At 57.0% G+C, this 23,967-nt stretch carries 19 protein-coding genes and 1 pseudogene; 10 read left to right on the top strand and 10 right to left on the bottom strand.

Annotated elements, in window-relative coordinates; all coding sequences use genetic code 11:
* Positions 1-41 precede the first annotated feature (41 nt).
* The 3 genes from malG to malE form a co-directional block, all read right to left on the bottom strand.
* Positions 42-932, bottom strand: coding sequence for a maltose ABC transporter permease MalG (malG, locus tag ACX3P5_RS22560; protein ID WP_233988663.1), 891 nt, complete (start codon positions 930-932; stop codon positions 42-44).
* Between the two features lie 150 nt (positions 933-1,082).
* Complete coding sequence (gene malF / locus ACX3P5_RS22555; protein WP_233988664.1) at positions 1,083-2,609, bottom strand: maltose ABC transporter permease MalF; 1,527 nt, start codon at positions 2,607-2,609, stop codon at positions 1,083-1,085.
* A 57-nt stretch (positions 2,610-2,666) separates the two neighbouring features.
* Positions 2,667-3,857, bottom strand: a complete 1,191-nt coding sequence (gene malE, locus ACX3P5_RS22550; protein ID WP_336756234.1) for a maltose/maltodextrin ABC transporter substrate-binding protein MalE — start codon at positions 3,855-3,857, stop codon at positions 2,667-2,669.
* Between the two features lie 361 nt (positions 3,858-4,218).
* Here malE and malK point away from each other — a divergent pair, with 361 nt between their 5' ends.
* The 5 genes and pseudogenes from malK to ACX3P5_RS22525 form a co-directional block, all read left to right on the top strand.
* On the top strand, positions 4,219-5,328 hold the full coding sequence (gene malK / locus ACX3P5_RS22545; RefSeq protein ID WP_233988666.1) for a maltose/maltodextrin ABC transporter ATP-binding protein MalK: 1,110 nt from the start codon (positions 4,219-4,221) through the stop codon (positions 5,326-5,328).
* 42 nt (positions 5,329-5,370) lie between these two features.
* Positions 5,371-6,672, top strand: coding sequence for a maltoporin (locus ACX3P5_RS22540; RefSeq protein ID WP_233988667.1), 1,302 nt, complete (start codon positions 5,371-5,373; stop codon positions 6,670-6,672).
* 104 nt (positions 6,673-6,776) lie between these two features.
* Positions 6,777-7,703, top strand: a complete 927-nt coding sequence (gene malM, locus ACX3P5_RS22535) for a maltose operon protein MalM (protein WP_233988668.1) — start codon at positions 6,777-6,779, stop codon at positions 7,701-7,703.
* Positions 7,704-7,959: 256 nt separating this feature from the next.
* Positions 7,960-8,181: a type II toxin-antitoxin system Phd/YefM family antitoxin gene (locus tag ACX3P5_RS22530; RefSeq protein ID WP_458969438.1), complete on the top strand. Its 222-nt coding sequence runs from the start codon at positions 7,960-7,962 to the stop codon at positions 8,179-8,181.
* Positions 8,178-8,522: pseudogene (locus ACX3P5_RS22525) on the top strand (type II toxin-antitoxin system death-on-curing family toxin); the annotation flags it as partial. The gene ACX3P5_RS22530 and the pseudogene ACX3P5_RS22525, both read left to right, overlap by 4 nt.
* Before the next feature lie 64 nt (positions 8,523-8,586).
* Here the strand turns inward: ACX3P5_RS22525 and tnpA are convergent.
* A complete protein-coding gene (gene tnpA, locus ACX3P5_RS22520; RefSeq protein WP_458969484.1) occupies positions 8,587-9,003 on the bottom strand; it encodes an IS200/IS605 family transposase in 417 nt (138 codons plus the stop codon).
* 22 nt (positions 9,004-9,025) lie between these two features.
* Here tnpA and ACX3P5_RS22515 point away from each other — a divergent pair, with 22 nt between their 5' ends.
* A complete protein-coding gene (locus ACX3P5_RS22515; protein WP_458969437.1) occupies positions 9,026-10,234 on the top strand; it encodes an RNA-guided endonuclease InsQ/TnpB family protein in 1,209 nt (402 codons plus the stop codon).
* Positions 10,235-10,273: 39 nt separating this feature from the next.
* Here ACX3P5_RS22515 and malQ read toward each other — a convergent pair whose 3' ends face one another.
* Both malQ and malP read right to left on the bottom strand, forming a co-directional pair.
* Positions 10,274-12,349: a 4-alpha-glucanotransferase gene (gene malQ, locus ACX3P5_RS22510; RefSeq protein ID WP_458969436.1), complete on the bottom strand. Its 2,076-nt coding sequence runs from the start codon at positions 12,347-12,349 to the stop codon at positions 10,274-10,276.
* A gap of 8 nt (positions 12,350-12,357) precedes the next feature.
* On the bottom strand, positions 12,358-14,760 hold the full coding sequence (gene malP, locus ACX3P5_RS22505) for a maltodextrin phosphorylase (RefSeq protein ID WP_458969435.1): 2,403 nt from the start codon (positions 14,758-14,760) through the stop codon (positions 12,358-12,360).
* Positions 14,761-15,042: 282 nt separating this feature from the next.
* Between malP and malT the strand changes: the two genes are divergently transcribed.
* On the top strand, positions 15,043-17,745 hold the full coding sequence (malT, locus tag ACX3P5_RS22500) for an HTH-type transcriptional regulator MalT (protein WP_233988674.1): 2,703 nt from the start codon (positions 15,043-15,045) through the stop codon (positions 17,743-17,745).
* Between the two features lie 323 nt (positions 17,746-18,068).
* Here malT and ACX3P5_RS22495 read toward each other — a convergent pair whose 3' ends face one another.
* Complete coding sequence (locus tag ACX3P5_RS22495; RefSeq protein WP_458969434.1) at positions 18,069-18,731, bottom strand: Fe2+-dependent dioxygenase; 663 nt, start codon at positions 18,729-18,731, stop codon at positions 18,069-18,071.
* Positions 18,732-18,799: 68 nt separating this feature from the next.
* Here ACX3P5_RS22495 and ACX3P5_RS22490 point away from each other — a divergent pair, with 68 nt between their 5' ends.
* Complete coding sequence (locus ACX3P5_RS22490; RefSeq protein ID WP_458969433.1) at positions 18,800-19,144, top strand: hypothetical protein; 345 nt, start codon at positions 18,800-18,802, stop codon at positions 19,142-19,144.
* A 941-nt stretch (positions 19,145-20,085) separates the two neighbouring features.
* Here the strand turns inward: ACX3P5_RS22490 and ACX3P5_RS22485 are convergent.
* From ACX3P5_RS22485 to uraH, 3 genes are all read right to left on the bottom strand, one after another.
* Positions 20,086-20,580, bottom strand: a complete 495-nt coding sequence (locus ACX3P5_RS22485) for a glutathione peroxidase (protein WP_233988677.1) — start codon at positions 20,578-20,580, stop codon at positions 20,086-20,088.
* 250 nt (positions 20,581-20,830) lie between these two features.
* The gene (locus tag ACX3P5_RS22480; RefSeq protein ID WP_458969432.1) at positions 20,831-21,322 is read right to left on the bottom strand and encodes a GlcG/HbpS family heme-binding protein; all 492 of its coding nucleotides are present in this window, start codon (positions 21,320-21,322) and stop codon (positions 20,831-20,833) included.
* A 6-nt stretch (positions 21,323-21,328) separates the two neighbouring features.
* Positions 21,329-21,739 carry a hydroxyisourate hydrolase gene (gene uraH / locus ACX3P5_RS22475; protein ID WP_233988679.1) on the bottom strand — a complete coding sequence of 137 codons (411 nt, stop codon included), beginning with the start codon at positions 21,737-21,739 and terminating at the stop codon, positions 21,329-21,331.
* Positions 21,740-21,875: 136 nt separating this feature from the next.
* Between uraH and hprR the strand changes: the two genes are divergently transcribed.
* Both hprR and ACX3P5_RS22465 read left to right on the top strand, forming a co-directional pair.
* Entirely contained in the window at positions 21,876-22,556 is a 681-nt protein-coding gene (hprR, locus tag ACX3P5_RS22470) for a response regulator transcription factor HprR (RefSeq protein ID WP_336756224.1), read from the top strand.
* Positions 22,549-23,904, top strand: a complete 1,356-nt coding sequence (locus tag ACX3P5_RS22465; RefSeq protein ID WP_233988681.1) for a heavy metal sensor histidine kinase — start codon at positions 22,549-22,551, stop codon at positions 23,902-23,904. Before hprR ends, ACX3P5_RS22465 begins: the two co-directional genes overlap by 8 nt.
* Positions 23,905-23,967: the final 63 nt, after the last annotated feature.

Below are 23,967 nucleotides of genomic sequence, written 5' to 3'. Positions count from 1 at the left end.
CAGATGTTGTGTAAGCAGTGGCAACGTACAATGATGATCGTTTACCCTTTCACGCCCCCAGCGGTCAGGCCGCTGACCAGCCAGCGCTGCGCCAGCAGGAATACCAGCGTGATAGGAATGGCCGAGAGCACCGCCGCGGCGGCAAAATCGCCCCATAGATAGTTTTGCGGATTCAGGTATTGCTGCATCCCCACCGCCAGGGTGTAACTGTTCACATCACGCAGCAGCAGCGACGCGACCGGTACCTCAGTGACCGCCGCGATAAACGCCAGAATAAACACCACCGCCAGAATCGGCACCGACAGCGGCAGCAGCACCAGCCGGAACGCCTGCCACGGCGTGGCGCCATCCAGCGCGGCGGCTTCTTCCAGCGAACCGTCGATGGTTTCGAAATAGCCCTTAATGGTCCAGACATGCAGTGCAATGCCGCCCAGATAGGCGAAGATCACCCCACCGTGGGTATTCAGCCCGATAAAGGGCAGATACTGGCCGAGCCGATCGAACAAGGCATACAGCGCCACCAGCGACAGCACCGCCGGGAACATCTGGAAAATCAGCATTCCTTTCAGCAGGCTGGCGCGACCGGTAAAGCGCATACGAGCAAACGCATAAGCACAGGTGGTGGAGAGCGCCACAATGCCCAGCGCACTGATGGCGGCAATCTTGACCGAGTTCCACAGCCACAGCAGCACCGGGAAGGGCGGCGGCGTCACCCGCCCATCCGCATGTTCCACGCTAAAGCCCAGCGCCAGCCGCCAGTGCTCCCAGGAGATCTGCTCCGGGATCAGACTGCCGGTGGCGAAGTTGCCGGCACGCAGCGAAATGGCGATGACCATCAGCAGGGGAAACAGGATTGCGGCAATAAATAACAGCAGCAGCAGGTGCGTCATCAGCAGACGCAGCCGTTGCGATTTGGGTTGTACCATAGCCATAACAACTCCTCAGAGCCTGGTCCATCAGGCTATTTTATTTGTCAGTCTGAAGCGGGGCAGTGCTCACAATCCTCACCTCCCAGCTTCCGGTTGTTCCGCGCTCTTCGCGTCCGGACTGCCTGCAACCATGACGCCTGTTGGGCCAGGCCGTTAGTCGAATTTCATCCGCGACGCTTTGAGGTTAACCACCGCCAGCGCACCCACCAGCAGGAAGATCAGGGTAGCGATCGCCGCCGCCAGTCCAAAGTCCTGGCCGCCGCCGCCTTCAAAGGCGATGCGCCAGGTGTAGTTGACCAGCAGATCGGTATAGCCCGCTGGCGTGGTGGTCCCGATGCGATCCGGTCCGCCGTTGGTCAGCAACTGCACCAGCACAAAGTTATTAAAGTTAAAGGCGAAGCTGGCGATCATCAGCGGCATTAACGGCTTGAGCAGCAGCGGCAGCGTAATCAGGAAGAAGTTCTGCAACGGTCCGGCACCGTCCATCGCCGAGGCTTCATAGAGATCGTCCGGAATCGCCTTCAGCAGTCCCATACAGAGAATCATCATGTAGGGATAACCGAGCCAGGTGTTGACGATAATCAGCATGGTGCGTGCCAGCGTCGGATCGCTGAACCAGGCGGGCTTAACGCCAAACAGTGCGCTGAGCATCACGTTGATCTCGCCAAAGCTCTGGTTGAACAGCCCCTTAAAGATCAGGATCGAGATAAACGCCGGTACTGCATAAGGCAGGATCAGCATCACCCGATAAATCGCTTTGCCGCGCAGCGCCTCCCACTGCACCAGACAGGCCAGCACCATGCCGACCGCCACGGTCAGCACCACGGTGATCAGCGAGAACAGCAGCGTCCAGCCAAAGATCGCCAGGAACGGCTTCTGAATCCCTTCGTCGGTAAACACCCGCACGAAATTCTTCCAGCCGGTGTTGACGGTGAAGCCAGGGCTCAGGGTTTCATTCGCCCAGCTGCCGTCGGCATTAATCGCCTGATAAAAACCGGTTTGTGGGTTAGCGCGATAATGCACGCCGCTCTGCTGGTTGGTCAGTTCATCCTGCGCGCCCATCCGATAGAGCGGCTGGGTCCCGGAGAACTGGCGCAGCGAGCTCATGCGCAGCTGGCGGCCATCCGGCAACTCCGCACTGATCTGACTCAGCGCCTGGCGATTACCGGTGATCACCCGCAGCGTGGCGCGTTCGCCAGCCGGTTGCGCGGCGGGCTGCATTTTCAGCTGCTGTTCACCGCCAAAACGGAACGGCGGCGAGACAAAATGCTGTTCGCCCTGCTTCAGCACCAGTTGCCAGCGGTCGCCCGCCGGGTAGAGCGAGAAATTAACCGCCTCGCCCGACTGGAAAGAACGGCTCATCAGCACCTGCTGCGCCCGTTCAAAGGTCAGCTGGTTAGTGCTGCTGTAGTTGGTGAAAGCGATAGCGATGGTACAGGCGAGGGGAAACAGCACAAACAGCGCCATTCCCGCCACGCCGGGATAGACATAGCGCCAGGCGTAGGCGCGGCGATTAGCGTAAATCCACAGGCCGAGCGCACTGAGAATCAGCGTCAGCAGTGCAAACAGATACTCGCCCTGTGCGTACATCAGCACCAGCAGATAGCCGACCAGCAGACAGCAGATCCCGATGAGAACGCTTTTAATCAACAGACCCGGCGTTTTCGGTTTTCCTGACATGATGCGGTTTTCCTTAACGGTCACTCAAGCCGGGTTGCCCCGGCCGTAAAGGGTGAATTACTTTTTCAGGCGCGCCTGGGCATCTTTCAGTGCGGCATCCACGCTCTGACGACCGCCCAGCGCATTCAGGGTGGCGGTGCGCATCGCGTACCAGAACGCGGCCATTTGTGGAATGTTCGGCATGATATCGCCGTGACGGGCGTTGCTCATGGTGGCGGCAATGCGGGAATCTTTCTCCAGCGTCTGCTGGAATGATTTCAGCGCCACGGCACCCAGCGGCTTGTCTTTGTTAACCGCATCCAGTCCGGCATCGGTCAGCAGGTAGTTTTCCAGGAACTCTTTCGCCAGCTCTTTGTTCGGGCTGGCGGCGTTGATCCCGGCACTCAGCACGCCGACAAAGGCTTTTGACGGTTTGCCGTTCAGCGTGGGTAACTCAGCCACGCCATAGTCGATGCCGCTTTTATCGATGTTGCTCCACGCCCAGGGACCGTTAATGGTCATGGCGGTTTCCCCTTTGTTGAAGGCGGCTTCAGCAATCGAATAGTCGGTGTCAGCATTCAGGGTTTTGGCTTTGACCTGATCGACCAGGAACTGCATACCCGCTTTGGCACCGGCGTTATCCACCCCGACATCTTTCACGTCATAGCGTCCGTCATTCAGCTTAAAGGCGTAAGCGCCACCGGCGGCCAGCAGCGGCCAGGTGAAGTAGGGTTCCTGCAGGTTAAACATGATGGCGCTTTTGCCTTTGGCGCGCAGTTGCTTATCGAGCCCGGCAATCTCTTCCCAGGTTTTCGGCGGTTGTGGCAGCAGCTTTTTGTTGTAGATCAGCGACAGGGATTCAACCGAAATCGGATAACCGATCAGCTTGCCGTCGAAGCGCACCGCATCCCAGGTGAAAGGGAAGATTTTTTGCTGGAAGCTGGCGTCCGGGCTGATCTCAGCCAGCAGGCCGGATTGGGCGTAGCCGCCAAAGCGGTCATGCGCCCAGAAGATGATATCCGGGCCATCGCCGGTGGCGGCAACCTGCGGATACTTCTCTTCCATCTTGTCAGGATGCTCCACCGTCACTTTAATGCCGGTCTCCTGTTCAAACTTCTTACCGACCTCGGCCAGGCCGTTATAGCCTTTGTCGCCGTTGATCCAGATGACCAACTTGCCTTCCTCAATTTTTGCCACTGCGGATGCTGAAAACAGCACGGCAGAGAGGGCAGAGAGGGCCAGAATTCGTGCACCGGTTTTCATCGTCATAAGTCCATCCTGTTTGCGGAAGCGGTGATTGCTCTACCGGCAACATTGTGCGCATCCGTCACCGCTTCTCATCCTCCTTCGCTCTACGCCCTGTAGCTGAGGGGTGTGATCGCGCTGGCAAAAAGCGGGCGAAGCGGCCGGATACGGGCTAAAAATTCCGGCAGGTCTGCGTTAGCGATCACAAAAAACAGCCAGCGGCCGCCTGCTGCCGCGTCAGCCGCGCTTTCTCCTCCTCCCGTCTCCTCCCCCAGCAGGTTGCGCTGCGGCGGAGGATGTTAGCCCCGCCATCGTTGCGCATAGTAAGCCCCGCAACCCGTCTGCCGAGAGCAGACACGAATGAGCAGCTAAGAGGGAAGGGATCATGGCGAGCGTTGTGCTACGCAATGTCACAAAAGCCTGGGGCGATACGGTGGTGTCGAAAGATATCGATCTCACTATTCGTGAAGGGGAATTTGTCGTTTTTGTTGGCCCATCAGGCTGTGGCAAATCAACACTGCTGCGCATGATTGCCGGACTGGAAACCATCACCAGCGGGGAGCTGCTGATTGGTGACCGCCGCATGAATGAGGTGCCGCCAGCCGAGCGTGGTATCGGCATGGTGTTTCAATCCTATGCGCTCTATCCGCACCTGTCGGTGGCGGAAAACATGTCTTTTGGCCTGAAGCTGGCCGGGGTGAAAAAAGCGGAAATTCATCAGCGGGTGAATCAGGTGGCGGAGATTCTGCAACTGGCCCATCTGCTGGACCGTCGCCCTAAAGCGTTATCCGGCGGGCAGCGTCAGCGCGTGGCGATTGGCCGGACGCTGGTGGCGGAACCGCGGGTTTTCCTGCTGGATGAGCCGCTCTCCAACCTCGATGCGGCGCTGCGCGTCCAGATGCGAATTGAGATCTCGCGTCTGCATAAGCGCCTGAAGCGCACCATGATTTACGTTACGCACGATCAGATCGAAGCGATGACGCTGGCCGATAAGATTGTGGTGCTTGATGCCGGGCGCATCGCGCAGGTGGGCAAGCCGCTGGAGCTCTATCACTATCCCGCCAATCGCTTCGTTGCCGGCTTTATCGGCTCACCGAAAATGAATTTCCTGCCGGTCAAAGTGACCGCCACCGCCATCGATCAGGTGCAGGTCCGGCTGCCAAATCAGCAACTGGTCTGGCTGCCGGTCGACAGCGCAGGCGTGCAGATCGGCAGCAACATGTCACTGGGCATCCGCCCTGAACATCTGCTCTCCAGCGATATCGCTGACGTCACCCTTGAAGGTGAAGTGCAGGTGGTGGAGCAACTGGGACATGAAACCCAGATCCACATCCAGATTCCCGCCATTCGTCAAAACCTGGTCTACCGCCAGGAGGACGTCGTGCTGGTAAAAGAGGGCGCCATCCTCGGTATCGGCCTGCCGCCCGAGCGCTGTCACCTGTTCCGCGAGGACGGGAGCGCCTGTCGCAGACTGTATCAGGAGCCGGGTGTATAGCCCTGCCAAAACAATAAAAGCAATGACCTCAGGAGATAGAAAATGTTAACTCTGCGCAAACTTCCCCTCGCCGTTGCCGTCGCGGTGGGAACCCTCTCCGCCCCGACGATGGCGGTTGATTTTACCGGGTACGCCCGTTCCGGCATCGGCTGGACCGGCAGCGGTGGTGAACAGCAATGTTTTCAGGCCACCGGTGCTCAAAGTAAATACCGTCTGGGTAACGAATGCGAAACCTACGCCGAATTAAAATTAGGTCAGGAAGTGTGGAAAGAGGGCGATAAGAGCTTCTATTTCGACACCAACGTGGCCTACTCCGTGGCGCAGCAGAATGACTGGGAAGCGACCTCACCGGCCTTCCGTGAAGCCAACGTGAAGGGAAAAAACCTGATCGAGGCGCTGCCCGGTTCCACCATCTGGGCCGGTAAGCGTTTCTATCAGCGTCATGACGTTCACATGATCGACTTCTACTACTGGGATATCTCCGGTCCGGGTGCCGGTCTGGAAGATGTGGATCTCGGTTTCGGTAAGCTGTCATTCGCCGCGACCCGCTCGTCTGAAGCGGGCGGCTCTTACACCTTCTCCAGCGATCGTATCCGTGACTTCGCCACCAGCACCGCCAACGACGTGTTCGACGTGCGTCTGGCCGGGCTGGAAACCAACACCAACGGCGTGCTGGAACTGGGGGTCGACTACGGTCGTGCCAACGCCCGTGACGACTACCGTCTGGAAGATGGCGCCTCGAAAGATGGCTGGATGTTCACGGCTGAACATACCCAGAGCATGCTGAAGGGCTACAACAAATTTGTGCTGCAGTATGCCACCGATGCGCTGACCTCGCAGGGCAAAGGCGTGCCGCAGGGTACCAGTCTCAACAACAACGGCGACATGTATCGCATCCTCGACCACGGCGCAATCTCGCTGGCGGAACGCTGGGATCTGATGTATGTGGCGATGTATCAGAATATCGATCTGGATAATAACCGCGGCACCGAGTGGTACACCGTCGGCGTGCGCCCGATGTACAAATGGACGCCGATCATGAGCACCCTGCTGGAGCTGGGCTACGACAACGTGAAGTCGCAGCAGGCTAACGAGCGCAACGGCCAGTATAAAGTGACGCTGGCGCAGCAGTGGCAGGCCGGTGACAGCATCTGGTCCCGTCCGGCGCTGCGCGTGTTCGCGACCTACGCCAAATGGGATGAGAAGTGGGGCTACAGCAAAGACAGTTCCGGCGATCTCACCACCTTCGCCTCTGCAGACAGTACCGGTAACGGCATCCTGACTAACAGCCGTGGCGATAACGACGAGATTACCTTCGGTGCGCAGATGGAAATCTGGTGGTAAGCCGACGCTCTCCAGCACAGGCGCGGTTGCGCGCCTGACAGAACTTTTGGGTCACGGTGCGCCATTGCCTGGTTCGCGTCGTGGCCTGCAATAAGGTAGGCATAATGAAAATGAAAAAACTGGCTGCACTCTGCCTGAGCGCGGCGTTACTGGCCGGACATGCTCTTCCCGCCCTGGCGGATGTCAATCTGGTGCCGCAGGATCTCTCGTCCGCACCGGTGGTGGCGCCCGAAACGCTGCAACGCCTGAGCTGGCAACCGCTGGCTGCCTCTCAGACCCAGACTATCCAGCTGGCGAACAGCGGACAGTCGCTGAATGCCCCGCACATCGCCGGATCGGTGGCGGCCTTTAGTCTGCCAGCCAACATCGGTGAACTGACGGTGACGCTGAGCAGCGAAGTGGCGAACAATCAGGTTTTCGCCCCGAACGTGCTGGTGCTGGATGAAAATATGCGGCCCGCCGCCTGGTTCCCGAGCCGCTACTTCACCTACCAGAAACCGGGCGTGATGGCGGCGGACCGGCTGGAAGGGGTGATGAAACTGACGCCAGCGCTGGGCCAGCAAAAAATTTACCTGCTGGTGTTTACCACCGAACAGGATCTGACACAGACCACCACGCTGCTTGATCCGGCCAAGGCTTACGCGCAGGGCACCGGTCACGCGGTGCCGGATATTCCCGATCCGATTGCGCGCCACAGCAGTCAAGGGACGCTGAAGCTGAAGCTGCAGACCAGTTCCGGATCATCAATTCTGGTCGGCCCGCTGTTTGGCTCTTCCGGTCCGGGTCCGGTCACGGTCGGCAACACCGCTCCGGCGGCGGCCTATCGTACTGCGCCTGCAGCGGCCCCCGCACCGGCGGCAAAAGCGGAACCGATCATGAGTGACACGGAAAGTTACTTTAATCAGAAGATTAAACAGGCAGTGGATAGCGGCAATATCGATAAGGCGCTGAAGCTGCTGGATGAAGCCGAGCGGCTGGGATCAACTTCCGCCCGGCAGACCTTTATCAGTAGTGTTAAAGGCAAGGGGTGAAGCGGCCCCGACAATACTGATGTTGTCCCACCTGGTGCGCTGCGGCGCACCTTTTTTATGCGGCAGAAATCCCCTGTCTGAGGAGTCTTTCAGCTGTTATCCCGGGTGACTACTCTGCCTGTTTTTTGATACCCCAGCCGATTAAGCGTTGGACCAGCGCTTAATAATGGATAGTCTCGTACTGCCGAAGACAGATCATAATCCTTGTGTTGTACCTTTGTTATGTACATTTCAGAACAGTATTGATGGGGGTTTTATGCGCACCTTTACCACAACTCAGGCCCGGCAAAATATTGCTGAGGTTATGGAAAAAGCTACCGCTGGTGAGCCGGTTGAGATCACCCGGCGTGATGGTTCTTCTGCCGTGCTGATTAGCCGCAATGACTTTAATGCGTGGCAAGAGGCGAAACTGGATGCTGAATTTGCCAGCATCATGGGACGACATGACCGCACCATTAAGGCGCTGGCCGATCGGTGAAATGGGTCAGCGCGCAGAGGTGATAAGCTTCCATAATCGCTTGTTGACCCTGCTGCCGGGCGTCCCAGGCATGCCTGATCCCGAAAGGGCAGAGGAGATTATCCATCGGCTACAAATCAGCTTTATTAAATATTTATGCACTGGCCGCACTCTACCTGGTTGCTATCGCCCGTGGACATATTTTCAATGATGGCAATAAACGAACAGCTTTTTTCGTTGTGATGGTGTTTTTAAACCGTAACGGTATTGCTATCCGGGATGAAGATGACGAACTTGAGGAGTTAACCGTCTCGGCCGCGACTGGCGCTGTTACGCCCGATCAGGTTGCCGCTGTTTTACGCCGTTTATCAGATGCGCCTTATATCCCCGTCCTTCAGGGCGGGGATATAAGGCGCGGTTTTCCGACTAACCTGGTGTTTGTTGCTGCTCAATGTATTGCCGGATGATCAATATTGGCGCTCCGCCACAACTGCTTGCAAAATAACTCGGTGTCCACAAAACGCCTTTGTAGTAATAGCGTTGGGCGATGTCCGGCCTGTCACGGCGAAGCAGCCTGCTGGATACGCCCTTAAGACTGTTGACCAGATTCGATACTGCGAGCTTTGGCGGATAGTTGATCAGTAAATGCACGTGATCGCATTCGCCGTCCATCTCAACCAGTTCAACATCAAAATCAGCGCATACGCTGGCAAAGTAGCTGCGTAGCTTTTCGATAGCATCCAGATCAAATATCTTTCGTCGATATTTGGTGACGAATACCAAGTGAACGTGCATCAGGAAAACGCAGTGTCTTCCCCGGCGAATATCAGTTTCTTTTGTCATAGACCAAAGTATAATGATAGTCATGAAACGACTTCAAGCCTTCAAATTCCAGTTAAGGCCAAATGGCCAGCAGGAGCGCGATATGCGGCGCTTCGCAGGGGCTTGTCGGTTCGTTTTTAACCGTGCGCTGGCACTTCAGAATGAAAACCATGACGCGGGGAATAAATATATCCCCTACACCAAAATGGCTTCATGGCTCATTGAGTGTAAATCTGCGCCTGAAACGCAATGGTTGAAAGAATCACCCTCGCAGCCGTTGCAGCAGTCACTGAAAGATCTGGAGCGCGGCTACAAAAATTTCTTCCAGAAGCGTGCTGCATTCCCTCGTTTCAAGAAACGCGGCCAAAACGATGCATTCCGCTACCCGCAAGGCGTGAAGCTCGATCAGGCCAACCATCGTATATCGCTTCCAAAGTTGGGATGGGTACGCTATCGCAATAGCCGTGAAGTCATCGGCGAAGTGAAAAACGTCACGGTCAGCCAGTCATGCGGTAAATGGTACGTCAGTATCCAGACGGAATATGAAGTAGCTGATCCGGTTCACAACGCAGAGTCAATAGTCGGACTGGATGCCGGAGTCACGAAACTCGCCACGCTTTCAGATGGCACGGTATATCAGCCCGTCAACAGTTTTAAAGCAAGCCAGCGCAAGCTGGCAGTGCTCCAGAAACAATTAAGTCGCAAAGAAAAGTTCAGTGTAAACTGGCAGAAGCAGAAGCGAAAAATCCAGCGTCTTCACTCGCATATTGCCAATGTCCGGCGCGACTACCTTCACAAAGTCACCAGTGAAATCAGCAAAAACCACGCGATGATCGTCATTGAGGATTTGAAGGTCAGTAACATGTCGAAATCGGCAAAAGGCACGGCAGAGCAGCCAGGGCGAAATGTTCGAGCCAAATCTGGCCTGAACCGCTCGATACTGGATCAGGGTTGGTATGAAATGCGTCGTCAGCTTGAGTACAAGCAGCTCTGGCGCGGTGGTCAGGTACTTGCCATACCTCCGGCATACACAAGCCAGCGTTGCGCCTGCTGCGGTCATACAGCGAAGGATAATCGTCAGTCACAAAGTAAATTCGAGTGCCAGATATGCGGCTACACCGCGAATGCTGATATCAACGGTGCTCGTAATATTTTAGCGGCAGGACATGCCGTGCTTGCCTGTGGAGGGATGGTGCAGTCAGGCCGCCCGTTGAAGCAGGAACCCACCGAGGCGAGTCAGGCTCTGGTCTGAACGCGGCAGGAATCCCCGTCCTTTAGGGCGGGGAGGATGTCAACTCTTAACAAGGCTTTTCCGGCGAGCCGTCAGATCACGCAGCAGCGTGTCGGTAGCGGGATCGCTGAACAGCGTTTCCAGCGTGGCGCTGAGCTTGCGTCGCCAGTTCGGATACTCGTCGCTGGTGCCGGGAATATTGACCGGTGCCGCCATATCCAGCCAGTCCTCCGGTTGCAGACCCAGCAACGCACTGTGGCTGTCCGCCAGATAACGCTGCATCGCCCGGTTCAGCGCTTTGCTCATCTGGGTACGACGGGCATCGCGTCCGGCACGTTTGGGCAGCGCGCCGACCCGATGCAGGCTGTTGAGCAACGCCTGCTTCGCCCGCAACCGATCCTGATATAACCCCGCCAGCACCACTTTGTCAGGATAGAGGCCGAGCTTCGCCCCAAGAGTAAGATCGTCGCTTTGCCACCAGCCGCGCAGCGTTGGTAAATCGTGGGTGGTGGCGACGGCCATCGCCTGACGCGGCCACTCGGCCGGCGGACGAAAACCCTGCGCGGAGGCCTGCTCAAAATAGAGCACCTTGTAGGAGTAAACCCCGCCGTCGCGCAGCTTATCGACAATTTCTGCCGGAACGGTACCAAGATCTTCACCGATCACCATGCAGCGGTGACGCTGACTTTCCAGCGCCAGGATCGCCAGTAAATCATCGATTGGATAGTGGACATAAGCGCCGTTGGCGGCGCCCTGACCGGCTGGGATCCACCACAGACGCAGTAACGCCATCACATGATCGATACGCAACGCGCCGCAGTCGCGCATATTGGCGCGCAGCAGGGCAATCCAAGGCTGCCAGGCGCGCTGCTGCATCACCTGCGGGTCCATTGGCGGCAGGCCCCAGTCCTGGCCGCGCGGGCCCAGTATATCGGGTGGTGCGCCGACGCTGGCATCGAGGCAATAGAGATGGCGTTCGCTCCAGGTTTCAGCCCCGCCTTGCGCCACTCCGACCGCCAGATCGCGATAGAGTCCAATCGGCATCTGCTGCTGCTGACTGCACTGCCAGCAGGCGGCAAACTGCTCTGCGGCCAGCCACTGCAGCCACAGCCAGAAACGCACCTGATCGCCTTGCTGGTGCAGAAACTGCTGCACTGCCGGACTGTCGGGTTGCTGTAACGCCTCTGGCCACACCGGCCAGCCCCAGCGCTGGCTATCCTGCGCCATCTGGTCGGCATGCAGCGCATCAAACAGCGCCTGATGTAACAGACTTTCGCCGCCTTGCTGAATAAAGGCGTTAAACGCCCGCACGTCGGTATCATCGGCCTCACGCTGCATAAACTGCGGCCAGGCTAAGCGAAGCGCAGCCATTTTTAGCCGGGTAACGGCCGGATAATCCACCCACTCAGCCGAACGTGCCTGTTCCAGCGCCTGCTGCGTTCCAGCCTGCTGCCACCAAGCCTGTGCCGCTGGTGAACGCTGAAAATCCGCCACCGCGCTCACATCGATGTAAATCACATTCAGCCAGTGGCGGGACGAGGGACTGTAAGGGCTGGCGCTGTCGGGTGAAGCCGGGAACAGCGCATGGATCGGGTTCAGACCGATAAACGCGCCACCGCGTGCCGCCACCTCCGGCAGCATCCGGCGTAAATCACCGAAATCACCGATGCCCCAGTTCTCTGCCGAACGCAGCGTGTAAAGCTGGACGCAGGCGCCCCATAAAGCGTGACCCGCCACCAGCGCCGGCGGCTCATAGCAGCGTGCCGGTGCGATAATCAGCTGGCAGGTCCACTGCTGATGCCCCTGCTGCAACGTCAGCTGATGATAACCTTCAGCCAGCGGTGGCAGCGACAGCGACTGCGCAGGCTGGCAGCGACCCGCGGTGATCTCACCCGTCTCGCGGGTGAGCTGCCAGTGCGCTTCCGTGCTGAGCAGTGGCGAGAGGCGCAGCCTCTCGCCACTGCGAAAAATTACCACTGGCGGCAGCGGCGTGGTCGCCGGTCGCGGCGGCTGCATCACCGCCAGCAAACGCTGGCGGGTGTCGGCCGGGATCGCCTGCGGCTGGCCGTGGGCATTAATATACTCGGCGGCAATACCTGCCTGAGAAAACGGGTCCAGTACCTGTTCGGTTTTCATGCCGTTCCTTAGCGCGTGGCTTGCCAGATACGCTGCTGATAGTCGCGGATGGCACGATCGGAACTGAACATGCCGCAACGCGCGGTATTCAGGATGGTGGCGCGTGTCCAGCCATCCTGATCGCTCCACAGCGCTTCCACCTGCGCCTGCGCATCGAGGTAGGGCTGGAAATCGGCCAGCACCAGATAGGGATCGCCGCCTTCCGGGCCGAGGCTATGCAGCATAGCGTCAAACGCCGAACAGTCGCCCTGACTGAAGGTGCCATCTTCCAGCGCCTGCAGCACCTGATTGAGCTGATGATCTTTCTTACGCCACTGCGCCGGGGCATAGCCGTCGGCCTTTAACGCCACCACCTGATCGACGGTGTGACCGAAGATAAAGATGTTCTCGCTGCCAACCTGTTCGGCGATTTCAACGTTAGCGCCATCCAGCGTACCGATGGTCAGCGCGCCGTTGAGCGCCAGCTTCATGTTGCCGGTGCCGGAGGCTTCCTTACCGGCGGTGGAGATCTGCTCGGAGAGATCGGCCGCCGGGATCAGCCGCTCAGCCACCGAAACGTTATAGTCAGGCACAAACACCACTTTCAGACGGTTGCCGACCCGCGGGTCCTGGTTGATGGTTTCCGCGACTTTGTTGATGGCATAAATGATGTTCTTCGCCAGCGCATAACCCGGTGCCGCTTTGGCCCCGAACAGCACCACGCGCGGTACCCGATTGGCCTGCGGATCGGTGACCAGCGTTTGCCACAGCGCAATAATATGCAGCAGGCTCAGATGCTGACGTTTGTACTCATGCAGGCGTTTAATCTGCACGTCGAACAGCGCCTCAGGATCGATCTCGATCCCGGTACGCGCCGCGACCCATTTCGCCAGCGCTACTTTGTTCTGCTGTTTGATGGCGCGATATTCCGCACGGAACGTTGCATCGTCGGCAAACGCCTCCAGTCCCTGCAGCGCATCAAGATCGTTCAGCCAGGGTTTTTGCAGCGTTTTGTCGATTAACGCGCTCAGCGCCGGGTTGCACTGATTGATCCAGCGACGCGGCGTGATGCCGTTAGTGACGTTATGGAATTTTTCCGGCCACAGCTGGTGATACTCCGGAAACAGATCCTGCACCACCAGCTTCGAGTGCAGTGCCGCCACGCCGTTCACCGCAAAACCGCTGGTGACGCACAGGTTCGCCATGCGCAGCTGGTTGTTATGCACCAGCGCCAGCTTCGCCCATTTCGCCTCATCGCCCGGCCAGCGTGCCTCAACCTGCGTTTTCAACTGGGCGTTGAGGGTGTTGATGATCATCATGTGGCGCGGCAGCAGGCTGCGCACCAGACGCACATCCCAGCACTCCAGCGCTTCCGGCATCAGGGTGTGATTGGTGTAAGCAAAGGTCTGTTGGGTAATCTGCCAGGCGCGATCCCAGCTCATCTGATGTTCATCCAGCAGCAGGCGCATCAGCTCGGGGATCGCCAGCGTCGGGTGCGTGTCGTTGAGCTGGATCACTTCATGATCGGCCAGAGTGTCAATGCGGCGACCGGCCTGATGATGGCGGCGCAGGATATCTGCCAGCGCACAGGCGCACTGGAAGTATTGCTGCATCAGACGCAGTTTTTTGCCGTTCTGATGATTGTCATTCGGGTAGAGCACTTTAGTCAGTTTTTCAGCGTCGATTCCCTGCTGTTCAGCGCGCAGGAAATCACCGTCGTTAAAGCGGTTAAGATTGAACGGCTGCGCATGTTTCGCCTGCCACAGGCGCAACGGCTGGCTGATGCCGTTCTGGTATCCCACCACCGGCAGATCCCAGGCTTCGCCCTGCAGCACGAAGGCCGGTTGCCAGTGCGGGCGTCCGTCAACGGGTGTGACTTTGCCACCCAGGCCCACTTCGACATTCAGCGCCGCATTATGGTTAAACCACGGATAGCGATCGCGCTGCCAGTCATCGGGGGTTTCATGTTGTGCGCCATCTTCGAAACGCTGGCGGAACAAACCGTACTGGTAGTTCAGCCCGTAGCCGATGGCGGGTTGTCCCACCGTTGCCATCGAGTCGAGAAAACAGGCGGCCAGGCGTCCGAGGCCGCCGTTACCCAGCGCCGGATCGGTTTCGTTTTCCAGCACCTCAGTCAGTGAGATATCCCACGTCGCCAGCGCCTCGTTTACCGCGTTATACCAGCCGAGATTCAGCAGGTTGTTGCCGGTCAGCCGGCCAATCAGAAATTCCATCGACAGGTAATTGACGTGGCGCAGCGAGCTATCCGCCGCAATCGCAGGCTGAGCCGCCAGCAGATCGGCCAGCGCGCCGCTCAGCGCCTGCCACCAATGGGCGTGAGTCATTTCACGCGCATCGCGCAAGCCAAACCGTTGCCACTGACGCGTCAGGGCAGCAGTAAAATGTTCAGGGTTAAATTCGGGCTGTGTCATGGTTAGTGTCCTGTCAGAACAGTAATGGTCAATGTGGCATCAGTGTGCCCGTGCGACAGGAAAGGCTCCTCCTCCTGAAGCGAATTAGACCAGGAGGATAGGGAGGGTGGAGAGGCTGAGGCTAATCTGAAAGCGCGCCGAGAGTGTGATTGCGCGCGCTTTTGTAAAGTTTACTTAATGGGTTTACTTGCATTCACCAGGCGAATGGCTGAACGTGTGTAAGGAATAATTACGAAGCGTAAAATAATGATGCGCTCGACGTGAATGGAGAAACGTGCGCCCATGTTAATACCCTCTAAACTCAGCCGCCCGGTTCGCCTTGAAGGCACCGTCATCCGTGAAAGATTGCTGCAAAAGCTGACCGCTGCCGGTAATTACCGACTGGTGCTGATCACCAGTCCGGCGGGCTACGGCAAAACCACGCTGGTGTCGCAGTGGGCGGCGGGCAAAAATCATCTTGGCTGGTATTCCTTAGATGAGGGTGATAATCAGCCGGAGCGGTTCGCCGACTACCTGATCGCGGCGCTGCAACAGGCCAGCAACGGCGGCTGTCCGCGCAGCGAATTACTGGCGCAGAAGCGGCAATACGTAAATCTCAACGCCCTGTTTTCTCAGTTATTTATTGAGCTGGTGGAGTGGCAGCAGCCGCTGTGGCTGATCGTAGATGACTACCATTTGATCACCAATCCGGTTATTCACGACGCGATGCGTTTTTTCCTGCGTCACCAGCCTGAAAATCTGACGCTAATTCTGCTGTCCCGCAACCTGCCACAGCTCGGCATCGCGAACCTGCGGGTGCGTGAACAGCTGATTGAACTCGGCAGCCAGCAACTGGCCTTTACCCATCAGGAAGCACGGCAGTTTTTCGACTGCCGGCTGGCTGCACCGCTGGAAAGCGAGGAGAGCGGCAAACTGTGTGATGACGTCGCGGGCTGGGCCACCGCGCTGCAATTAATCGTGCTGTCGGCACGCCAGGGTGCCAGTGCGGCGCAGGATTCGGCGCGCCGCCTTTCCGGCATTAACGCCAGCCATCTCTCCGATTATCTGGTGGAAGAGGTGCTGGATAATGTTGACCTGCCAACCCGTCACTTTTTACTGAAAACCGCGTTGCTGCGCTCAATGAATGATGAGCTGATCGCCGGTGTCACCCGCGAAGAAAACGGCCAGATGCGGCTGGAAGAGATTGAGCGCCAGGGGCTGTTTTTGCAGCGCATGGACGATTCCGGCTGCTGGTTCAGCTACCATCCGCTGTTTGGTAATTTTCTGCGCCAGCGCTGTCAGTGGGAGCTGGCGGCGGAGCTGCCGGCACTGCATCGCGCCGCAGCGGAAAGCTGGATGGCGCAGGGCTTTCCTGGCGAGGCGATCCATCATGCGCTGGCCTCCGGCGATGCCAGTATGCTGCGTGATGTGCTGCTGAAGCACGCCTGGACGCTGTTTAATCAGAGCGAGCTGCCGCTGCTGGAGAACTCTCTGAAAGCGCTGCCGTGGGAGATGATGCTGGAAAACCCGATGCTGGTGCTGCTGCAGGCGTGGCTGATGCAGAGTCAGCATCGCTTTTCTGAAGTGGACAGTCTGCTGGCCCGTTTTGAACAGGCCAGCCGCTGCGAGATCGATGATGCGCTGCGTGGCGAATTTAATGCGCTACGTGCTCAGGTGGCGATCAACGATGGCAACACCGATGAAGCCGAGCGCCTGGCGAAAGTGGCGCTCGATACTTTACCTGCCAGCCGCCACTACAGCCGCATCGTGGCTACCTCGGTACACGGTGAGGTGATGCACTGCAAAGGTGATTTAGACAACTCTCTCAGCCTGATGCGTCAGACTGAACAGATGGCGCGCCGCGATGAGGCGTGGCATTACGCGCTGTGGAGCCTGATTCAGCAGAGTGAAATTTTGTTTGCTCAGGGCTTTTTGCAGGCGGCTTACGAAATTCAGAGTCGGGCCTTTGTACTGGTCGACGAGCAGCATCTGGCGCAGTTTCCGCTGCACGAGTTTCTGCTGCGGATTCGCGCTCAGCTGCTGTGGGCGTGGGGACGACTGGAGGAGGCAGAGCAGGCGGCACGCGAAGGCATTAAGGTGCTGACCGGCTATCAGCCGCAACAGCAGATCCAGTGTCTGGGGCTGCTGGTGCAGTGCTCGCTGGCGCGTGGCAATTTAGATAACGCCCGCAGCTATCTCAACCGGCTGGAGAACCTGCTGAATAACGGCAACTGGCACAGTGACTGGATCGCTAATGCCGATAAAGTGCGGGTGATCTACTGGCAGATGACCGGCGACAGCGAAAGCGCCAGCAACTGGATGCGACAAACGCCGAAACCGGCTTTTGCCAATAACCATTTCCTGCAGGGACAGTGGCGCAACATCGCCCGGGCGCAGATTTTACTGGGTGATGTCAGCCAGGCGGAAGTGGTGCTGGAGGAGCTGAATGAAAATGCCCGCGCTCTGCGGCTGATGAGTGATTTGAACCGTAACCTGCTGCTGCTTAACCAGATTTACTGGCAAACCGATCGCAAAGCCGACGCCCAGCGCACGCTGATCGAAGCGTTAAAACTGGCGCGCAGCACCGGCTTTATCAGTCATTTTGTGATTGAAGGCGAGATGATGGCTCAGCAACTGCGTCAGCTGATTCAGCTGAATACCCTGAATGAGCTGGATAACCATCGCGCCCGACGCATTCTGCTGGAGATCAACAAATATCACCGTCACAAGTTCGCCCATTTTGATGAAGGCTTTGTCAGCCGGTTGCTTAACCATCCTGACGTGCCGGAACTGATCCGTACCAGTCCGCTGACGCAGCGTGAATGGCAGGTGCTGGGGTTAATCTATTCCGGCTACAGCAACGACCAGATTGCCGGTGAACTGGCGGTAGCATCCACTACCATCAAAACCCACATCCGTAACCTCTATCAGAAGCTGGGCGTGTCGCATCGGTCAGAAGCGATGAATCAGGTGCAGTCACTGCTGAAAATGATGGGTTACGTCTGACGGTGGGTGTCGCTATTCGAGCGGGCATCAGCCCGCTCATACCGAAGTGAATCTGCAGCAAAACCTCGATGCCCAGGCCCGCCTGATAGCGATATCTGTTGTCAAACGGCAATGGTTGTATCAACTTCCGGGGGCGGGAGATCGGCCCCCGGTCAGCTCATTGGGTTTTGCAGACTGCTGTTGGCCTGGCGTCCACTTTCCCGGTCAGGCGGATGCCAGGACGCATCCAGCGATCAGGCAAAACGTGCAGGTATCTACGTCGCCGCGGAGATCGCACCAGAGAGGTAACGGGTACCATGCCTGCAACATATGCTTAACTTATCTTAGTCCTCGACCCAACGCCGCATCAGGTTTGACTGCGTTTTTGCCAGCAGATCCATCTCTGGCGTTTTTCCTAACTGATCGAAGAGTCGGTGGCGGGCAGTGTCCAGATCGAAAAGTATTTCGCGCTGCGCGGCATCGCGTATATAACTGCGAACCCAGGTGACAGCCGCTAACCGCTCGCCAGACACCACCGGTGCTACACGGTGCAAAGAGGTCGTGGGATAGGTGACGGCATAACCCGCCGCGAGTTTAATTCCCTGCTCACCGGCTGCGGACTCTATTATCAATTCACCGCCTTCATATTGATCAGGATCTGAAAGGAAAACGGTGACTGAAACGTCAGTACGCATTCCTCTCATGATCGAATTATCAACATGGGTTCCATATTCCATGCCTTTTTCGTAGCGGCTGAACATCGGGGGAACAATATTTTTTGCCCGGGTTGCCATCCGGAACAGATCATTACCCATCAGGCGATCTTTAATAAGTTTCTGCATCTCTGCCAATTGCGGATCGGTACGGGAAACTTGTTCGTTCCTTTTTACCGGTCGCGCCTCACGTCCAGCGGTAACGCGACCATCGACATAATTAACATGACGCATTTTCTCGCTAAGCAGGCTCACTTCACCTGAACTCAGTAAATCGGCTATTATGACCAACATGTTATAATCCTTTTTCGAGACAAATCCTTAGGGATGATGATGATAACACTGAAGGGAGATCAAAGAGTATGCGTATGAAATTATGGATTGGCGTGGGTATTTTTGTCATGGCTCAATCGGGACAGGTTGCTTATGCCGCTGTTCAGGATAGCCGAACCGAAACTCTGCCGATAAATTATCAGAGTGGCGAACACGAAGGCGGCGAGTACGAAGGCGGTGAGCACGAAGGCGGCGAGCATGAAGGTGGCGAGTACGCAGGCGGTGAGCACGAAGGCGGCGAGCACGAAGGTGGCGAGCACGAAGGTGGCGAGCACGAAGGTGGCGAGCACGAAGGTGGCGAGCACGAAGGTGGCGAGCACGAAGGTGGCGAGCACGAAGGCGGCGAGCATGAAGGCGGCGAGCACGAAGGCTAATGTTTACGAGCTCAGACCTGGTCTGACAGTGACCTGTTATTTATACTGACCGCCCCGTTTCCTGGGGCGTTATTAAACCCGTTACTCACGCTGCCAGAGGATTGACAGCGTGAATAGCAGTCCTGTTTGACTATGGATTTTTTTATAACGTCGGTTTATCCACGCTTTAATTTCCTGCCCATCCAGACTTGCCCGGACATAAGTTCATTCTCTGTTTCCCCTGTTTATTATCAGTAGTGGCTGGTTAACAGGACATTCTTCGTTCGTCTCTGCATACAGTGAAAGTGAAATCGTGAGTCTGCCATTATCACGCTTCACTTAATGGGTTCTTTCAAAATGTTGTCATATTTATTAACTTACAATACCAAATCTGCTGACTTTAATTATCATAAAAGACTAATGTGAAGCATTAGGGTGTTAATTAACTCAAGATCACCTCATCTGTAATGGCTTTCAGCCCTGGTAATAAGAATTAAGCGAAGAAGGGTGTGAATGACAAACCTGGCACACTGGCTGTAATGCCTGCCAGTTAAGGTTAAATTTACAAAGGCTGTCACGGTCAAATGTGGCCGCTTTTTTTCTGGGCGGGCGTGCCGCCGCAGTGCGGGCCTGAGCACCTCTGCTGCGCGAGGATCGCCAGCCCCTGCGCGGCCCCATACTGCGTTATCAGCGGTCGCTTTACTGACCAGCATCAGGCACACAGGCAGTCGATGCCCGCTAAGAAAATAGCCTGCGCAGTTCAGCGCATAGGGAATGCATGAATAGCGTTATGTCCTGATGCTTATGTGAAGGCCGGTTCTACTATCATCTGTCCAGAGCGCTACGGGAAATCATGTTGTGCAAGTTCCCGGCGAGCAAAATCGGCGTTGAACAGAGTACAAGCGTTAACCCACTTGCACATCAGGTGGTCAGACGCGCTTTACCGATCTGAATGTTGCAGATTAAAGCGGGGCATCCGTTTCAAGTGCAGCAAGGATTGCGTCCTCCATTTTCTCCGGGGTGGAGATCGGTGCAAACCGCCTGAGCGGTTGACCGTTGCGTCCAATCAGGAATTTAGTGAAGTTCCACTTGATCCGCCCGCCCAGCACGCCGGGCAATGCCTCTTTCAGATAACGAAACAGCGGATGCGCTGCGGCACCGTTGACCTCCACTTTCCCGAACATCGGGAAGCTCACACCGTAGTTGACGTGGCAGGTCTGCGCGATCTCGTCCGCTCCACCGGGTTCCTGCTTACCGAACTGGTTGCAGGGAAACCCAAGCACTACCAGACCTCGATCCGCGTATTTCTTATAAAGCGTCTCCAGACCGGCATATTGTGGCGTGAATCCACACTGGCTGGCGGTATTCACCACCAGCACCACCTTGCCAGCGTAGTCGGCCATAGAGATGGGCTGGCCACGCAGGCTGGTGGCAGTAAGCTGATGAAAGGGCGTCATGGTGGCATCCTCAGTGTAAAACCGGTTTAACGCTGGCCTCGCGACGCCGTGCCGGGCTGCATAAACAGACGGCGTGTAGCCTAATAAGCCGGTGCGAAAGAGTGACTTCAAACAGTCATTCAGGTGTGGTGCGATCAGTTCACTATTATGGGGGAAAGGTCCGCGTATTGCACAAAGCAGAGATTCTGACTGCGGCTTATTGATCAAAACAGCGCGGGGAGACAGTTTCCTCCCCGCGCTTTAATCCTCTTTACTGTTGCTTGCTGTTACCCAGCACTTTGTGAATCGCTCCGGTGCCGCATTGATCGTCAGACTCCGCGCCGCCGGTGCCTGCCATGCCAACAGCCCCGATCCACTGACCGCGATATTGCACCGGTACGCCGCCGCCAAGCAGCAGCAGATCATTAACCGTGTTCAGGTTGACGCTTTCCGGTGAGGATTGCGCCTTAATGGCAAGTTGTCTGGTCGGGGTTTTGGTGGAGAGCGCGGTAAACGCTTTACGCCAGGCCGCCTGGGTATTGTGAGGCCCCACGTTATCATCCCGCATCAGCGTGACCAGATTTCCGCCACGATCCACCACCGCCACCACACCCTGACGATTCATACTATGGCAGGCAGACAGGGCCTCGGTGGCCAGTTGGTTGCTCAGCGCCTGGGTCATGTCATAAACGGTGGCTGGCTCAGCAGCGAGTGCCACGGCAGGTCCGGTTGTCAGCATCAATGCCAGCAGTAAACGTTTCATCTATTTTCAGCTCCCGCGATAGGTGGAATAACCGTACTGGCTCAGCAGCAACGGAATGTGATAGGGGGTAGTGGTATCGGTGATATGAAATTCCACCGGGATTTCCGGGAAGAAACTCTGCTGTTGGTGTGCCGCGAAATAGTGACCGGTTTTAAAAATCACCCGATAGTCGCCCGCTGCAAACGGCCTGGCTGGCCAAAGGGCATTGATACGGCCCTGCTGATCGGTACTGGCGCTATTCAGCACTTTCCAGCTCTCTCCCTGTTTCTGCTCCAGCATCACCTCAACCTCTGCGGCCGGCAGCCCGGTTTGCTGGTTCAGTACGTGAACGCTCAGCGGATTTTTACTGGCAGCGAAGGTGACTGCGGGAACGGCAAGCAGCGCGGCGAGGGCCAGGGCAGTGAGTCTCTTTTTCATTTTTTAATACTCCGGTGTTAATCACCCGGCTGTTATACCCGCACGGTGCTTCCTTCTGCCTGTCAGGAAGATGACCATATTGTCATCTGGCGCTGAAACGCTGGGGCGGTCATAAATTTCATGGCAAACTGCGCCGATGAAACTATTACTGATCGAAGATAATCAGAAGGCCAGCGCCTGGGTGCGAAAGGGGCTGGAGGAAGCGGGCTATATCGTGGATTACGCCGCAGACGGGCGGGATGGCCTGCACCTTGGGCTGTCGTATCCTTATAGCCTGGTGATACTGGATATTATGCTACCAGGTATGGACGGGTGGCAGGTGCTGAAAACCCTGCGTACCGCCAGTCAAATTCCGGTTATCTGCCTGACCGCCAGAGATTCCGTCGAGGACCGGGTAAAAGGGCTGGAACTGGGTGCCAATGATTACCTGGTCAAGCCATTTTCCTTTGCTGAGCTGCTGGCTCGGGTAAGGAATCAGCTTCGGCAGCAGCAACCGCACAGTAGCGTGCTGCGGGTAGGCGATCTGGTTATGGACTCCGCCCGTTTTCAGGTTATACGTGACGGTGTCACTCTGACGCTGACGCGCAAAGAGTTTATGCTGTTATGGCTGCTCGCCAGCCGTCACGGTGAGATTCTGCCGCGCACGCTGCTGGCCAGCGAGATCTGGGGCGTTAATTTTGACAGTGAAACCAACATCGTCGATGTCGCTATCCGCCGCCTGCGGCGTAAAGTTGACGATCCCTTTCCTCAGAAGCTGATTACCACGGTAAGGGGCATGGGATATTGCCTGTCAGAGAAGGCGGTCGACGGTGTATAGCCCTTCTCTGACGCTGCGGCTGACGGTGATTTTTACGCTGATCATGGCGATGGCCTGCGGCGGCATCAGCCTGATCCTCTATAACGCCTTACGCAGCGAATTAGTCTGGCGCGACGATCAAACGCTGATTAACCGGGCGGCGCAGTTAAGGCAGTTGCTGGAAGATGGCGCCCATCCCAGTTCGCTGCCGCTCTACTTCAATCGGATGGTCGATGTTCGTCAGGACATTCTCAGTATTCGATCGCAGCATGAACAGAACGTCAGCATTAATCATACCGGCGTGACGTTGCCTGTGCTCTCTCCGACGCCGGTCGACAGCCCGCCCAATGCGAAACAACTGCACCGCTGGACCAGTGCGGACAATACCGAAGCGTCGGCGTTAAGCCTGCAGGCAAACTCATCGCTCGGGCCGGTCACCATTACGCTTGCGCGGGTCGCGCGGGAGCGAGCGCTGATGCTGGAGCGTTATCGCCAGCAAAGTATTCTGGTTTCCCTGGCGGCCATTTTGCTGTGCGCCGCCGTCAGCCCGCTGCTGATTCGCAGAGGGCTGCGGGCGATAGGGCGGTTAAGTCAGATCGTGGCAGAAACGGCCAGCGACCGGTTAAATCAGCCGGTGCCGCTTCAGGCGATCCCGCAGGAGCTGCTGCCGATTGGCAACGCGCTTAATGCGATGCGCCAGCGCTTATCGACGGACTTTATCCGTCTGACTCAGTTTGCCGACGATCTGGCTCACGAAATCCGCACGCCGATTAATGTGTTGCTCGGCCAGAATCAGGTCGCGCTGGGGCATCAACGGTCCGCCGCTGAATACCAGACGCTGCTTGAAGGCAACATTGAAGAGCTGGAAAGCCTGTCGCGGCTGACTGAAAACATTCTTTTTCTGGCGCGTGCGACGCACCACAATATCAGACTCAATAAACAGGACTTCCCGCTGCATGATGCGCTGGAAGCGCTGATCGACTTTCTTGAACCGGTTGCGGAAGAGCAGGAGAAGGTTATTGAGCTCAACGCCACGGGGAATCTCAGCGCGGATAAAATGCTGTTCCAGCGTGCAATCAGTAATCTGCTGATCAACGCCATACGCTACTCGCCGGAGAAAGGCGTGATTCGGGTCAGCACGTCCCATCAGACTGGCTACGTTGAGATTGAGGTATCGAACGTCGGTGACGAGCTTGCGGAGCCAGAAAAGTTATTCGAACGATTCTGGCGCGGCGATAACGTCCGTCACACCGCCGGCAGCGGGCTGGGACTCTCATTAGTGCGCGCAATCGCCGCCTTACACGGCGGCACGGCTTACTACCGGCACGAGCAGGGAGCCAATATTTTTGGCCTTCGCCTGCCTTCCTGACCAACAGCGTCTGCGTATAGCCCCCAGTTCGAAACGAAGAATCGGTGGCGCTGTCAGCGCATC

This window comes from Pantoea sp. S-LA4 (assembly GCF_054482835.1).
This window is presented reverse-complemented; position numbering and strand designations above follow the sequence as displayed.

Excerpts from the sequence above, each read along its gene's own strand:
- malK (WP_233988666.1), top strand. The coding sequence starts at position 4,219 with ATGGCGAGCGTTGTGCTACGCAATGTCACAAAAGCCTGGGGCGATACG.
- malM (WP_233988668.1), top strand. The coding sequence starts at position 6,777 with ATGAAAATGAAAAAACTGGCTGCACTCTGCCTGAGCGCGGCGTTACTG.
- malP (WP_458969435.1), bottom strand. The coding sequence starts at position 14,760 with ATGACACAGCCCGAATTTAACCCTGAACATTTTACTGCTGCCCTGACG.
- ACX3P5_RS22495 (WP_458969434.1), bottom strand. The coding sequence starts at position 18,731 with ATGTTGGTCATAATAGCCGATTTACTGAGTTCAGGTGAAGTGAGCCTG.
- malF (WP_233988664.1), bottom strand. The coding sequence starts at position 2,609 with ATGTCAGGAAAACCGAAAACGCCGGGTCTGTTGATTAAAAGCGTTCTC.
- ACX3P5_RS22515 (WP_458969437.1), top strand. The coding sequence starts at position 9,026 with ATGAAACGACTTCAAGCCTTCAAATTCCAGTTAAGGCCAAATGGCCAG.
- tnpA (WP_458969484.1), bottom strand. The coding sequence starts at position 9,003 with ATGACAAAAGAAACTGATATTCGCCGGGGAAGACACTGCGTTTTCCTG.
- ACX3P5_RS22540 (WP_233988667.1), top strand. The coding sequence starts at position 5,371 with ATGTTAACTCTGCGCAAACTTCCCCTCGCCGTTGCCGTCGCGGTGGGA.
- malQ (WP_458969436.1), bottom strand. The coding sequence starts at position 12,349 with ATGAAAACCGAACAGGTACTGGACCCGTTTTCTCAGGCAGGTATTGCC.
- ACX3P5_RS22485 (WP_233988677.1), bottom strand. The coding sequence starts at position 20,580 with ATGACGCCCTTTCATCAGCTTACTGCCACCAGCCTGCGTGGCCAGCCC.
- ACX3P5_RS22490 (WP_458969433.1), top strand. The coding sequence starts at position 18,800 with ATGCGTATGAAATTATGGATTGGCGTGGGTATTTTTGTCATGGCTCAA.
- hprR (WP_336756224.1), top strand. The coding sequence starts at position 21,876 with ATGAAACTATTACTGATCGAAGATAATCAGAAGGCCAGCGCCTGGGTG.
- uraH (WP_233988679.1), bottom strand. The coding sequence starts at position 21,739 with ATGAAAAAGAGACTCACTGCCCTGGCCCTCGCCGCGCTGCTTGCCGTT.
- ACX3P5_RS22530 (WP_458969438.1), top strand. The coding sequence starts at position 7,960 with ATGCGCACCTTTACCACAACTCAGGCCCGGCAAAATATTGCTGAGGTT.
- malT (WP_233988674.1), top strand. The coding sequence starts at position 15,043 with ATGTTAATACCCTCTAAACTCAGCCGCCCGGTTCGCCTTGAAGGCACC.
- malG (WP_233988663.1), bottom strand. The coding sequence starts at position 932 with ATGGCTATGGTACAACCCAAATCGCAACGGCTGCGTCTGCTGATGACG.
- ACX3P5_RS22480 (WP_458969432.1), bottom strand. The coding sequence starts at position 21,322 with ATGAAACGTTTACTGCTGGCATTGATGCTGACAACCGGACCTGCCGTG.
- malE (WP_336756234.1), bottom strand. The coding sequence starts at position 3,857 with ATGACGATGAAAACCGGTGCACGAATTCTGGCCCTCTCTGCCCTCTCT.